The following is a 13,049-nucleotide window of genomic DNA, read 5'->3' on the forward strand; positions in this document are numbered from 1 at the left end:
GCGAGCGGTGCGGCTGGGGCTGCTGGCCAACCTGCTGGGGCTCCTGTTCCTCGTCGCGCCGTGGTGCTCGCGTGGACCGCGCGTCCGACGCTGAGCAGCAGCAGGTGGGGGCTGCTGGCGCTCGCGTGGACGCTGGCGGCGGCGGTCGCCGGCACCGTCATCTCCACGCGGAAGATACGGCGTGAGAACGAGCTGGGGGACCAGGCCTTCGCCATCGTCCTGCGCGTCCTGTCGGCACTGAACCTGCTGGGCCTGCTGCTGTGGGGCGCGCTCGCCGCCGTCGTGCTGTCGCGGAGATGAGGGCCGGGCAGCGCGCGTCACACGCCGCGCGCGTTGGGGTCCCAGAGGTACTTGTGCATCTGGAGCTGGAAGCGCACCGGCAGCCGGTCCTCGATGATCCACTCCGCCAGCTCGCGCGGGTGGAGCCTGTCGAAGATGGTGGAGAACAGGACGCTGTAGGGCTTCTGGCCCAGCCGGTGTTCACGCACGAGCGCGCGCGCCCACTCGTAGTCCTCGCGTGAGCCGATGACGAGCTTGAGCTCGTCGTTGGCGTTCATGGACGTGAGGTTGCGGTAGTCGTTGCGGTCGCACTCGCCGGACGACGGCGTCTTCATGTCCACGATTTTGTGGACGGCCGGGGGCACGAGCCGCACGTCGATGGCGCCGCTCGTCTCCAGCAGCACCTTGAGGCCCGCGTCCAGCAGCGCCTCCATCAGCGGATACACGCCGGGCTGGAGGAGGGGCTCGCCGCCCGTCACCTCCACCGCGGGCGTGTTCATGGCCAGCACCTGGGCGACGACGTCCGCGTTCTTCATGCGGTTGCCGCCGTGGAAGGCGAACTCGCTGTCGCAGTACGAGCAGCGCAGGTGGCAGCCCGTGAGGCGGATGAAGCCGCAGAGCAGCCCGGCGTGGGACGACTCGCCCTGGAGCGAGAGATACATCTCCTTCACCACGACGGAGTCGGCGGTGGGGACGCGGCGGGGCTCGATGTGCGGGCGTGCGGCGGGCATGGCGTGCGTGCGGAGGGGCGCATCAAGCGCACCCGGGGGGCGGGGGTCAAGCCCGGTGCGCCCATCCGGGTGAAACGCGTCCGGGGACGCGGGGAATTCCGGAGCGGGCGCCTGGCTCCCGGCCCGGACGGACCGGGCCGGGGAGCTCAGCGGGGGGAGCTCAGGGCTGGGGCCGGCGGGCCTTCACCTGGCCGATGAAGGTGTCGATGAGGTGGCGCGCGATGCTCAGGCGGGGCGGGATGCGGGGCAGGTCGTCCACGCCGAACCAGCGCGCCTCGGCGATCTCCTTGCCGTCCACGGTGACGTCGCCGCCCGCGTACTCGGCCATGAAGCCCACCATCAGCGAGCGGCCGAAGGGCCACGGCTGGCTGCCGAAGTAGGTGACGTTCTTCAGGTCCACGCCCACCTCCTCCTTCACCTCGCGCAGGACGGTCTCCTCCAGCGACTCGCCGGGGTCCACGAAGCCCGCCACGGTGCTGAAGAACGGCTCCGGGAAGGACGCGTTGCGCGCGAGCAGCATCTCGTCCCCGCGGGTGATGAGGACGATGACCGCCGGCGAGATGCGCGGGTAGAACGGCGTGTGGTCCACCGGGCAGCGGCGCGCGCGCTCACCGGGGACCCGCTGCGTGGCCGTGCCGCACTTGCCGCAGAAGCGGTGGTTCAGGTCCCACTCCGCGATGGAGAGCGCGCGGCCCGCCACGGCGAACGTCGCCTCGTCCACCTGCTTGTAGAGCGAGCGGGCGGGGACGAACTTCAGCCCCTCCGGCGGCGTGAAGTCGCCGGTCACCGGCGCGGCGTAGCAGTCCGTGTCGTCGAGCACGCCCAGGAAGTGGGCGCTGGCCGCGGCGTCCGGCAGGGCCGGGCACCGGGGCAGGCCGAGGCGGCCGTCGTGCTCGGACACGAGCAGGTCCATGCCGCGCACGGCGAACAGGAGCGCGGTGTCGCGCGAGCGGGCGGGCGGGTCATACCCGGGCTGGAAGCGTTTCAGGGGGCTCACGGGGCCACCTTAACGGACGGCGCGCCGGGGCGCCGCGCGCTATGCTCCGGCCGCCCGCGAACGGGCACTGCCCGCCTGGGAGCCTTTGACCGTGAACGCCCTCGTCCTGCGCATCGTGTGCGGCCTGCTCTTCCTGGGGATGGTGCTGGGCGTGGTGAACCATCCCCCGAAGGACCTCACGCAGGGGCTGGGCATGATGCTGCCCGCGACGATGCTGCTGGGCGTGGCGCTGAAGGGCCCGAAGGGGCGCTCTTCGATTCCGAAGAAGCGCACGCCCCCGGCGCCGCCGGTGTCCGGAGGGACGCCCGGCGTCTGAAGCCGTGGGCGTCAGTAGATGCGCATCAGCTCCACGTCGAAGACGAGCACGGAGTCCGCCGGGATGACCGGGGGAGAGCCGCGCGAGCCGTAGCCCAGCTCCGAGGGGATGACGAGCTTGCGCGTGCCGCCCACGCGCATGCCGACGAGCCCCTCGTCCCAACCCTCGATGACCTGGCCCGCGCCCACCGCGAAGCTGAAGGGCTGACCGCCGCGGCTGCTGTCGAACTGGGAGCCATCCGGCAGCCAGCCGGTGTAGTGCACCAGCACGCGGCTTCCGTCGACGGCCTCCGTCCCGGTGCCCACGACCAGGTCCTGCGTGTAGAGCCCGGACTCGCTCTTGTTCATGGAGGACAGGTTCACGCCCAGGGCGTCGGCGTACGTCACCTGGGCCGGGTCACCCGAGGAGGAGTCGCCACCACAGCCGGCCAGGGCCAGCACCGCGCACAGCAGAAGGGAACGAAGCATGGCCCGCAGCCTGCCGCGCGCGGGCGCCGTGGGGAAGGGGGGCGTGGCCTGCCCGCCCGGCTGGAGGCTGCGCGCGCACGTCCTGCTTGAAGCGCGTCCACGCGAGGCTTATCCGTTGCGCCGCCCGCCATGCAGACGCCTTCCGACCCCGCGCCTTCCGCTTCGCTCCGTCCCTCGCTCGTCTGGCTGATGGCGGTGGCCGGGGCCGTCACCGTCGCGAACCTCTATTACAACCAGCCCCTCCTGGGAGACATCGGCCGGGCGCTGGGCGCGGACGGGAGCGCGCTGGGGCTGGTGCCCACGCTGACGCAGGTGGGCTACGCGGTGGGCATGCTGTTCCTGGTGCCGCTGGGAGACAGCCTGGAGCGCCGCGAGGTCATCCTCGTGCTGTGCTGCTGCGTGGGCGTGGCGCTGGTGGCGGCGGGGCTCGCGCCCACGCTGCACGTGATGGTGGCGGCGAGCTTCGCCATCGGCGTCACCACGGTGGTGCCGCAGTTGCTCATCCCGTTCGCGGCGCAGCTCGCGGCCCCTTCGGAGCGCGGGCGCGTGGTGGGCACGGTGATGAGCGGGCTGCTCATCGGCATCCTGCTGTCGCGCACGGCGGCGGGCTTCGTGGGCACGCACCTGGGCTGGCGCACCATGTTCTTCGTGGCCGCGGGCCTGATGGTCGTGATGGGCGTCGTGCTGCGCTTCACGCTGCCCGCGCAGCCGCCCGTGGCCGCCATGCCCTATCCGCAGTTGATGCGGTCGCTCATCCACCTGGCCCGCACGGAGCCGGTGCTGCGGCTGCACGCGCTCCTGGGCGGGCTGACCTTCGGCGCGTTCAGCGCCTTCTGGGCCACGCTGGCGCTGTACCTGCGCTCCCTGCCGGGACACTACGACGCGCAGGTGGCGGGCCTCTTCGGCGTGGTGGGCGTGGCGGGCGCGGTCATCGCGCCGCTGGTGGGGCGCTCCGCGGACAGGGGGGCCGGCCGGCGCATCAACGCGCTGGCCATTGCCGTGCTGCTGGCGTCCTTCGTCGTGCTGTGGCTCCTGGGGCACTCGCTGTGGGGCATCGCGCTGGGCGTGGTGCTGCTGGACCTGGGCGCGCAGGCGAATCAGATCGCCAACCAGGCGCGCGTGTATTCGCTGCGGCCGGATGCCAGGAGCCGGCTCAACACCCTCTACATGGTGACCTACTTCGTGGGCGGCGCCGCGGGCGCGTGGGGCGGGCATGGCGGCGTGGACGCGCGCGGGCTGGCCGGGCGTGTGCGCGGTGGGCGCGGGCATGTCGCTCACGGCGCTGGTGGCGGTGCTCTGGGGGAGCCGCCGGCTGCCGGCGGTCCAGGTCCCCGCGACCTGAGGCTCAGAGGTCGCGCTGCATGTTCCGGTGGGGGATGCCCACCTCTTCGTAGGGCTCGCCGTACACCGCGTAGCCCAGGCGTTCGTAGAAGGGGACGACGGGGGCGCGCGCGTGCAGGTGCACGTGGCGGAAGCCGCGCCCGCGCAGCGCGTCCTCCAAAGCGAGCACCAGCTTCGCGCCGTAACCCCTTCCCTGCAGCGTGGGGTCCACCGCCATCTGGAAGAGCCGGCCGCCGTGCGCGTCCTCCGGGTGGAACAGCACGCAGCCCAGCACGGCGCCGTCCGCGTGGAGCACCAGGTGGAGGCTGTCGTGCTCGAAGGGGAACTTCACGGAGGCGCGGGTGTGGCCCAGGGGCTCGCGCAGCACGCGGAAGCGCAGCTCCAGCTCGCCTTCGTAGAGCGGGTGTCCGGGCTGGATGAAGTCGAGGCGGGATTCAGCCATGGCGCGCAAGCCCCTCAGAAGCTGCCGGTGAGCTGGAGGTTGAAGGTGCGGCCGTACTGGGGCACGGGGCCGGCGGACACGTCGTCGCTGACGACGAAGGCGTAGCGCGCGTCGAGCAGGTTGTTCACGCCCGCGAAGTAGCGCAGCCGGCCGTAGTCGCCGGACACGCCGAAGCCCACGAGCAGCGCCTCCCCGCTGTCCGCGCCCGCGATGCCGGGCACCCGCGCGCTCTGGTACGTGGCCTGCGTGGCGATGCGCATGTCGCCGTTGCCCACGGGCAGGAGGAAGCGCCCGGAGGCCAGGTGCGTGGGCGCGGCCTCCACCACGTCCTGTGAGGCGTTGCGCAGCGTCACGTAGGAATAGCTCAGGTCCACCAGCAGCCAGCGGCCCGGCTGCCAGTGCAGCCCGGCCTCCGCGCCCCACGCGAGCGTCTCGCCGGAGTTGTTCGCGTACACCAGGCACTGCGTGGGCGCGCTCGCGGTGCCGCAAGCAGGCGTGGCCGCGGACTCGGTGTTGAGCGTGATGAGCTGGGAGATGCGGTTGTGGTAGCCGGCGACCGTCACGCGCAGCTCGTGCGACAGGTCGTGCGAGTGCTCTACCTCGAAAGTCGTGATGGTCTCCGGCTCCAGCCGCTCCGCGGGGCGCTGGGTGAGGAAGTTGTCCTGGTAGAACAGCTCGTAGACGTTGGGGGCGCGGAACGCGCGGCCGATGACGAGCTTGGTGAGGCCCTGCTCATACGGCCGGCCGATGACCGCGAGCCGGGGCGTGAGCGGCAGCGAGTCCAGGTCGGAGTACTTGTCCACGCGGAAGCCCAGCGACAGGGTCAGGCGCGGGTGCAGGCGCCACTCGTCCAGCGCGTACACGGACACGAGCGAGCGCGTGCGCGTGTCCAGCGGCGCGGCCACCGCGGGGCCCACGCTCTTCTGGTCCACGCGCAGCTGGGCCTGGCCCTCCACGCCCACGGTGAGGCGGTTGTCGTCGGACAGGCCCGCGAACAGGCGCGCCTCGGCGGTGAGCCAGTCCGCCGCGCCGGAGTCGGTGTTCGTCGCCGTGCTGTCGTCGCCGTAGTTCCAGTGGCCCTGGTAGCGGCTCAGGTCCAGGGCGCCGCGCAGGGACAGGACGAAGCGCTCGGACAGGGGGCGCTCGTACTTCGCCTCGGCGAAGCCGCGCACGTCCTGCACGCGCGTGCCCTGCGCGCCCACCACCGTGCCATAGGGCGCGGTGGGCACGTCCTTGCTGCGCCCGTGCAGCTGGGCCACCAGCGACAGGTTGCCCAGCCGCGCGCGCAAGGAGCCGGTGCCGGCCTTCTCGCCGTCCAGGCCGGTGACGATGGGGCCCGGGTCGCCCAGGTGGGTGGTGTCCGCGCCGTGGGACTTCATGCCCGCGAGGCTGAAGAGGACGGAGCGCTCCGGGTCCTCCCACGACGTGGTGGCGTGCACGAGCGTGGAGCCCAGCGCGCCCACCGCGCCGGTGATCTCCAGCCGCCGGTCCAGGCCCAGCGACTCGCGCGGCACCACGTTGATGACGCCGAAGAACGCGCCCGTGCCGTACAGCGCGCTGCCGGGGCCGCGCACCACCTCGATGCGCTCCACCTCCTCCAGGTCCACGCTGAGGTCGTGCGCCGCGTAGCCCTGGCCGGCCCACACGTCGTTCATCGCGTGGCCGTCCCAGAGGATGAGGATGCGCGTGTTGAGGTCGCCCGGCGGTGAGAAGCCGCGCACGCCCAGGTACGTGTACGTCCGGTCGTCGGTGAGGAAGAAGCCGCGCACGCCCGCCAGGGCTTCCGCCAGGGTGCGCCACCCGAACGCGCGCAGCTCCTCCGGCGTGAGCACGGTGGTGGAGGCGGGGGCCTCGTCCACGGACAGCAGGCGCTTGGACGCGGCGCGCACCGGGGGCGGCTCGTAGCGCAGGGTGGCGTGGACCTTCACCTCCTGGTCGGGGATGACGGTGACCTTCTGGCGCACGGGGCGCACGTCGCGGCTCTCCACCTCCAGCACGTGCTCGCCCTCCGGGAGGGTGACGACGGTGGGGGTGAAGCCCGCGGGCCGGCCGTCCACGCGCACGGTGGCGCCGTCGTGGTTGGCGGTGACGACGACCCGCCCGGTGGGCGCCGTCTGGGGGTTCAGTGTGACGGTGAGGGGCAGCGTGCCCTCCGAGGGCACGTCGATGACGTACTGGCCGGGCGCGTGGCCCGCGGCGCGCACGTGCAGCACGCGCTGGCCCGGGGACAGGCGCAGCTTCGCGGGGACGCGGCCCAGGACGGGGCCGGTGGGGTTGTCGCGAATCTCGGCGCCTTCAGGGGTGCCGGTGACGTCCACCATGCCGGTGATGAGGGCCAGGTCCAGGTCCACCGGCACTTCCCGGCCCCGGGTGACGGTGACGGTGGTCTCGGTGGGGCGGTAGCCGGACTTCTGCACCAGGACCTTGTGCCGGCCCGGCGACAGCGCGAGCGTCTGCGGCGAGCGGCCCCGGCTGCCCAGGTCCGCGCGGTCGACGAAGACGTCCGCGCCCCGGGGGTTGGTGGTGACGCGCACCAGGGCGACCTTGGGGCGCAGCCGCTCCAGGGAGCGGGAGACCTCGGAGGCGTCCTCGGCCGGCAGGTCCTCGCCGAGCAGGTCGTTGTAGTAGCGGTACGCCTCGTTGAACTTGCCCAGGGCCTCGAAGCAGCGCGCGATGTTGAAGAGGACGTTGCGGTTGGGGACCAGCCGGTAGCTGGTGAAGTACGAGCGCAGCGCCTCGGTGTAGTTGCCGTGCGAGTACGCGTCGTTGCCCAGCTCGAAGGCGATGTCCGCCTCATCCGCGTTGTTGTCCGCGAGCGCGGGACCGGCGGTGAGGAGCCAGAGGGACAGCAGCCAGGGGCCGAGGGAGAACGCACGCATGAGGACGCCTGCATTCTTCCCCCGATACGGTGTCAGGTCCATGACAGCGGTCCATCCAGGCGCCCTGTGCACGCCCGGCATGGGTCAGCGGGCGAGCGCCACCGCCAGCCGCCGGGCCGCGGCTTCCAGCGTTTCTGGCGAAAGGTGCTCCGCCGGGGCCGCGTCGAAAGCGCCCCGACCCCGGAGGTGGGATGGCGTGTCCGCGAAGCGGGGCACGAGGTGCAGGTGGAAGTGGCGGAGCACGTCGCCAATGGCGAAGGCGTAGACGTGCTCCGCGCCCAGCACCTCGCGCTGGGCGCGCATCACCCGGGCGGCGAACGGGCCCAGCTCCCGCGACGCCGCGTCGTCCAGGTCATACCAGCCGCGCACGTGCTGAGCGCTGGTGAGCACCACCCAGCCCGGCAGCGGGCTGGGGGACGCCACCGCGTGGAGGACGAGTCCGGGCGCCCGGGCGAGCACGCCACCTGGTGGGTGGAACTCCCCGTGAACGATGGCGCAGCCCAGGCACGGGTCGTTGACGTCTGACATGGCGAGTCATCCTGTTTCAGTGGGCTTGGGTAGATTTTACCCCACCTTGACGGCGTGGGCCCGGGTCAGGGAGTGTCCGATTTCCGCCCTTTGGGAGCAGCTGGGGCGTGAAAATTCCGTCATAAATTCAAGGTGGGGACGATGAAGAAGCATGTGCTGATGGCCGTGTTGCCGCTGATGGTTTGGGGGTGCGGTGACGCCACGGACGCTGACAATGATGGTGTGGCGGATGGCATCCGGGATCCGAACAACGTGTCGGTGGTGGTGCCTTCCACGCCGAAGGGCACGGTGTCGGGCCAGGTGCTGAGCACGACGCTGCAGCCGCTCGCGGACGTCATGGTCGCGATGACGATTGGCAGCCAGCCGACGGGCAAGTCGGCGACGACGGACGCCAGCGGCAACTTCGTGATGACGGACGTGCCGGCGGGCGCGCAGGTGCTGCTGACGTTCAGCAAGAGCGGCTACTCGACGCTGCGCGCGACGTCCACGGTGCCGTCGGCCGCGGGCACGGTGCCCATCAACAACGGCAACGCGAGCTTCGGTCCGGTGACGCTGACGCAGCTGAACGGCTCGCTGGTCGTCAACGTGGTGACGCCGCAGGGCCGTCCGGCGGTGGGCGCGAAGGGCGTGCTGGAGGTGGACCGCGCGGGCTCGGTCATCCTGAGCAACTACGACCAGGCCAACTCCGTGGTGAGCAAGGTCTACGTGGAGGCCACGGCGGACTCCAACGGCGTCCTGACCTTCAACGGCATCCCCTCCGGCGTGGAGCTGGCGCGGCTGAACGGCACCTACAACCTGTGGATCGCCCCGATGGACTCCAACGGCGACGGGGTGGTGGACACGGGCGGCTACGTGAAGAGCTACTCGGGCGGCGCCATCGTGGGGACGCAGACCACCGCGCTCGCGCAGCTGTCCTACTCGAAGCCGTCGAACGTGGCGCTCACCATCGAGGGTGGCAACGTGTCCAGCCTCAAGGGCGCCGTGGAGACGGATCCGCTCCGGAACATGGTGCGTCCGGGCGAGCCCATCTACGTGTACTTCAACCAGCCGGTGCAGCCGGGCTCGCTGCTCGTGCGCCTGACGGACGAGTACGCGAAGGAGTCGCTGCCGGTGACGGCCTCGGTGAACGTCGGTGGCTACTCGGCGACCATCACCCCGGCCAACGGCATCGTGCAGGAGGGCAAGGAGTACAACATCTTCGTGCGCGCCGTGTCCGCCGAGGGTGGCAGCAACTACAGCCGCACGGGCTTCTTCTTCGGCGGCGACCAGGCTGCTCCGAAGGCCGTGACCATCGCGGAGATCCGGTACCAGGAGCTGGAGCGGCCGCCGGCGGTTGGCGCGTTCCAGCTCAATTCCAATGAGACCGTTTACGTGACCTTCAGCGCGCCCATCGCGAAGCAGGTCGGCCAGTCCGTTCAGGTCCTCTTGGGTGCCGACATCGACGGCGTTGGCGGCACGGGTGGCAACTCCTTCGGTGAGATTGGCAACAACAGTGGCCAGGGTTTCCCCCTGGAGATGGCCGAGCCGACGAAGCCCATCCAGACGCGCACGCCGGCCGAGCTGCCGGTGTTTGGCATCCAGCCGTCCGGGTACAGCACCCGCTATTCCTTCATCTACAGCGGCAACCCCCTCGTCGGCACGGACCGGATGCGTGTCCAGGTGGTGTTCAGCAACCTGGCGCCCGTCCTGGGCACCAACGACACCTACGAGTCCATCTGGGGCCAGCCGATCAACGCAGACCTGGAGCTGACGGGCATCATCCAGCAGCCCCCGCCGGCCCTGCCTAATCCTTGAGCCCGGCTGCATCAGCCTGACATAGGAGGTTGAGTCCTCCTGGATGCCCCCGTGAAGCCCATGCTTCGCGGGGGCATCTTCGTTTCACGTGTCCCCGAGGTGGGATCCTCCCGTCTTGAATGCAGACGTGTCCCCGCGTCGCTGGACGCGCAACCTATCGGGATGCATACGGATCGGGTCCGCTTCCGGATGGACTCCTTCTTGCTCAGCCGTGGCCCCATGAAAAACCTCAGCTCCATCCTGTTGGCGATGCTGCTCATGCCCGCGGCATGCATCCAGGTTCCCGACCTGGAGCCCGGTACTGCACCGGATTCTGGAAGCCCGGACACGCGTCCCATTCTGCTCACCTGGCTGTCACCAACCTCGGACAGTTCCACGAACGGCGCGCTCCAGGTCCAGGTGGAGGTCGTGGGGCCGGTGCCGGACCGGGTGGAACTCCTGGTGGATGGCGCTCCTGTCACGACGCTGGACGCGCCGTATTCGTTGACGTGGGAGACCTGGCGCGTTTCAGAAGGTACCCATGTGCTCGTTGTCCGGGCTCTCCGAAACGAGCAGGTCTTCCTGAGCGCTGAGCGCACCGTGGTGGTTGATCGCACGCGTCCTTGGATGATCGCCCAGGTTCCGGCCATCAGCGCCTCCGATGTTGCTGTGCGGACGCCCATCGAGGCGACCTTCTCCGAGCCGCTGGACGGCGCCAGCGTGAACGGGCAGTCGATTCAACTGGTGGCTGAGGACAGGCGCCTGGATGCGAGCATTCTCCTTTCAGGGGATGGCCGGACCCTGACCTTGAATCCAACGTCTCCCCTGCCGGTCAATCAGCGAATCGAGGTGGTGATGGCTGACACGGTTGTCGATTTCGCCGGCAACCGGCTTGAGTCCACGAGGCCAGCGTGGGTGTGGTCCGTGCCCGCTTATCTCCAGTGGGGAGCGCCGCAGACTTTTGGAAAGATTGAGGAGAGCACCGCCGTTGAGACGTCACTTCGGGTGGGGAGTGACGCCCGGCCTGTCGTGGCCTGGACGCAAAACGGGACGGTTCGCGCGAAACGCTGGGCGGGCGAGGACTGGGAGTACCTGGGGGCTCCTATGTCTGGAGCCACGGGCAGCGACATCTGGGGAAATGCGTTGCAGCTCGACCCTGAAGGACGCCCGATGCTCGCGTGGTTGGAATACACCACCGGCTCCCAGAACCAGATCCATGTCCGGCGATGGAACGGAACGGCCTGGGAGCCCATGGGCACATTCATGACAACCAGCCTCGCGCAGGGATACATCCCGTGGATGGGCTTCAGTTCCGGTGTCCGAGCTCTTCCTGTTGTGGCATGGCGCGAGCGCAACACCACGCAGGAACAAGTCGTGTTCCGCCAGTGGAGTGGAAGCAATTGGGTTTCAATGGCTGCGCCAGTGCCAATGAAGAGCTCGACGACTATCAATTACATGGGGTTCGACCTGGATGTGTCCGGAAGACCGGTCCTCACTTTTAGCGAGACTGAGTGGGGCAAGGCCGCGGTCGGGCGTGTGATGCAGTGGACCGGGACTGCCTGGGCGGACCTCTCCGCGGGTCTTGGTTTGCTGCCAATGACCCGTGTTGTTGATGACGCCGGACGAGTGCTCGTGGGGGGGAGCGGCTGGGGAGATGGGGTGCGCGCAGGGCTCATCAAGCAATGGGATGGAACCACCTGGGTGACGGTCGGCAAGCCGTTGGCGGACATCGCCGGCGGGATGGATCCAGGGGTGGACGCCATGGCGCTGGACTCCCTCGGGTCGCTGGTTGTTCTCGCGAGCGAAGCACCCTCCGCGACCGAGACGGCCAGTCGGATTGGCCAGACGCAGCGCTGGACGGGAACCCAATGGGAGCCCCTGGGCGGCATCTTGAAACCAAGCCCGGGCAGCCTGTTGTGGGGGCTCCCCGACCTCGCCCTCGCGGGGGACAACGAGCCCATCGTGTCGTGGACGGAGAAGGTCCAGTCGGCCGACACGGTCATCTGGGCAGTCCACGTCTACCGCCCCAACCACTAACCCCCACCCCCAGTCCCTCCGCCCACCTACAGTGTCGTCCACTGTCCCCCTGTCGCCCGGCGGACAGCGGACCTACCCTGGGATCCGTCCAGGGAAATCTTGCGAGAACGGGCGCTTTTTCGTGGACGTGTTTAGATTCGTCCCGCCCCTCCCCTGCATGCGAGGCCTCTGCTCCATGAAGAACGCGGTCCTGACATCTCCAGAGGGTGAGCCAACCGCGAGCGGTGGGCCCGTGCCCGTGAACTCCAAGCAGCGCGTCCTCGTCGTCGACGACTTCGACGACGCCCGCGAAATGTACGCCGAATACCTGGAGTTCTGCGGGTTTGAGGTGGACACCGCCAAGAACGGCCTGGAGGCCGTGGAGAAGGCCCAGGAGGGGGAGCCGGACATCATCCTCATGGACCTGTCCCTCCCCGTCATGGATGGCTGGGAGGCAACGCGGCGCATCAAGCAGGACACCCGCACGCGCGACATCCCCGTGATGGCCCTCACCGGCCACGTGCTCGCCGGCAACGCCGAGCACGCCCTCTCCGTGGGCGCGGACGAGTTCGTCGCCAAGCCCTGCCTGCCCCAGGACCTGGAGAACAAGATCCGCAACATGCTCAAACCCAGCAAGGCGAAGCCCCGCTCGGGTCAGGAGTAACCCCAGGCTCCACCTGGGAGTGTCCATGGATGGACACTCGGGTGCGGCAGCCTGCGCCGGGGCTGGCTCCCGCGGGCCCCCCGGTTGACCCCTGGACGCGGGAAACGTAGGCAACCCTGGTGGGCTCTCCCGCCTCGTCCTCTCCGCCCGATGCGTGGACTCCTCCCGAGGAGTTCGACGAGTACCGCATCGTGCGTCCGCTCGGACGGGGGCGCACGGGCCGGGTGTACCTGGCGCACGACACGCTCCTGGAGCGCCCCGTCGCGGTGAAGTTCATCCCGTCGCTGGGCTCCAACGCGCTGGCGCGCTTCCTGGTGGAGGCCCGCGCCGCCGCCCGCATCCAGCACCCCAACGTCGTCACCCTGTACCGGGTGGGGCAGCTGGAGGATCAGCCGTACCTCATCTCGGAGTTCATCCGGGGCGTCAGCCTGGACCGGCTGGCCCGGCCCGTGCCCTGGGAGCGCGCGCTGGGCATTGGACGGGACCTGGCCCGGGGGCTGGGCGCGGCCCACCGCCGGGGCGTGCTCCACCGCGACATCAAGCCGGGCAACGCCGTGCTCACGGAGAGCGGCGAGGTGAAGCTGCTCGACTTCGGCCTGGCCAAGCTGCTCGACCG

The 13,049-nt window shown here is 70.0% G+C and carries 12 protein-coding genes and 1 pseudogene; 7 read left to right on the plus strand and 6 right to left on the minus strand.

Annotated features, from left to right (window positions below; translation table 11 throughout):
• Positions 1 to 63 precede the first annotated feature (63 nt).
• Positions 64 to 300: a hypothetical protein gene (locus ACLEQD_RS23450; protein WP_410386896.1), complete on the plus strand. Its 237-nt coding sequence runs from the start codon at positions 64 to 66 to the stop codon at positions 298 to 300.
• 17 nt (positions 301 to 317) lie between these two features.
• Here the strand turns inward: ACLEQD_RS23450 and ACLEQD_RS23455 are convergent, their stop codons facing one another.
• Positions 318 to 1,010 (minus strand): radical SAM protein, encoded by a 693-nt coding sequence (locus ACLEQD_RS23455; RefSeq protein WP_410386898.1) that lies wholly within the window; start codon positions 1,008 to 1,010, stop codon positions 318 to 320.
• A 160-nt stretch (positions 1,011 to 1,170) separates the two neighbouring features.
• Positions 1,171 to 2,007 (minus strand): NAD(+) diphosphatase, encoded by an 837-nt coding sequence (gene nudC, locus ACLEQD_RS23460; protein ID WP_410386899.1) that lies wholly within the window; start codon positions 2,005 to 2,007, stop codon positions 1,171 to 1,173.
• 91 nt (positions 2,008 to 2,098) lie between these two features.
• Between nudC and ACLEQD_RS23465 the strand changes: the two genes are divergently transcribed.
• Positions 2,099 to 2,323 (plus strand): hypothetical protein, encoded by a 225-nt coding sequence (locus tag ACLEQD_RS23465; protein ID WP_410386901.1) that lies wholly within the window; start codon positions 2,099 to 2,101, stop codon positions 2,321 to 2,323.
• Between the two features lie 11 nt (positions 2,324 to 2,334).
• Here ACLEQD_RS23465 and ACLEQD_RS23470 read toward each other — a convergent pair whose 3' ends face one another.
• Positions 2,335 to 2,790, minus strand: a complete 456-nt coding sequence (locus ACLEQD_RS23470) for an FKBP-type peptidyl-prolyl cis-trans isomerase (protein ID WP_410386903.1) — start codon at positions 2,788 to 2,790, stop codon at positions 2,335 to 2,337.
• Positions 2,791 to 2,919: 129 nt separating this feature from the next.
• Here ACLEQD_RS23470 and ACLEQD_RS23475 point away from each other — a divergent pair.
• Positions 2,920 to 4,132 (plus strand): annotated as a pseudogene (locus ACLEQD_RS23475) (MFS transporter).
• A 3-nt stretch (positions 4,133 to 4,135) separates the two neighbouring features.
• Here the strand turns inward: ACLEQD_RS23475 and ACLEQD_RS23480 are convergent.
• The 3 genes from ACLEQD_RS23480 to ACLEQD_RS23490 form a co-directional block, all read right to left on the minus strand.
• Entirely contained in the window at positions 4,136 to 4,573 is a 438-nt protein-coding gene (locus ACLEQD_RS23480) for a GNAT family N-acetyltransferase (RefSeq protein ID WP_410386905.1), read from the minus strand.
• Positions 4,574 to 4,587: 14 nt separating this feature from the next.
• Entirely contained in the window at positions 4,588 to 7,452 is a 2,865-nt protein-coding gene (locus tag ACLEQD_RS23485) for a TonB-dependent receptor domain-containing protein (RefSeq protein ID WP_410386907.1), read from the minus strand.
• Between the two features lie 84 nt (positions 7,453 to 7,536).
• A complete protein-coding gene (locus tag ACLEQD_RS23490; protein WP_410386909.1) occupies positions 7,537 to 7,980 on the minus strand; it encodes an HIT family protein in 444 nt (147 codons plus the stop codon).
• Positions 7,981 to 8,121: 141 nt separating this feature from the next.
• On the opposite strand from ACLEQD_RS23490, the gene ACLEQD_RS23495 reads away from it, so the two are divergent.
• The 4 genes from ACLEQD_RS23495 to ACLEQD_RS23510 all read left to right on the plus strand — a co-directional run.
• Positions 8,122 to 9,774 carry a carboxypeptidase-like regulatory domain-containing protein gene (locus ACLEQD_RS23495; RefSeq protein ID WP_410386911.1) on the plus strand — a complete coding sequence of 551 codons (1,653 nt, stop codon included), beginning with the start codon at positions 8,122 to 8,124 and terminating at the stop codon, positions 9,772 to 9,774.
• Positions 9,775 to 9,963: 189 nt separating this feature from the next.
• A complete protein-coding gene (locus ACLEQD_RS23500) occupies positions 9,964 to 11,790 on the plus strand; it encodes an Ig-like domain-containing protein (protein WP_410386912.1) in 1,827 nt (608 codons plus the stop codon).
• Between the two features lie 175 nt (positions 11,791 to 11,965).
• Positions 11,966 to 12,433: a response regulator gene (locus tag ACLEQD_RS23505; RefSeq protein WP_410386914.1), complete on the plus strand. Its 468-nt coding sequence runs from the start codon at positions 11,966 to 11,968 to the stop codon at positions 12,431 to 12,433.
• A gap of 119 nt (positions 12,434 to 12,552) precedes the next feature.
• Positions 12,553 to 13,049, plus strand: a 497-nt coding sequence (locus ACLEQD_RS23510) for a serine/threonine-protein kinase (protein ID WP_410386916.1), incomplete at its 3' end; no start/stop codon positions are given.

Origin of the sequence: Corallococcus sp. 4LFB, assembly GCF_046520365.1 — a bacterium.
GTDB lineage: Bacteria > Myxococcota > Myxococcia > Myxococcales > Myxococcaceae > Corallococcus > Corallococcus caeni.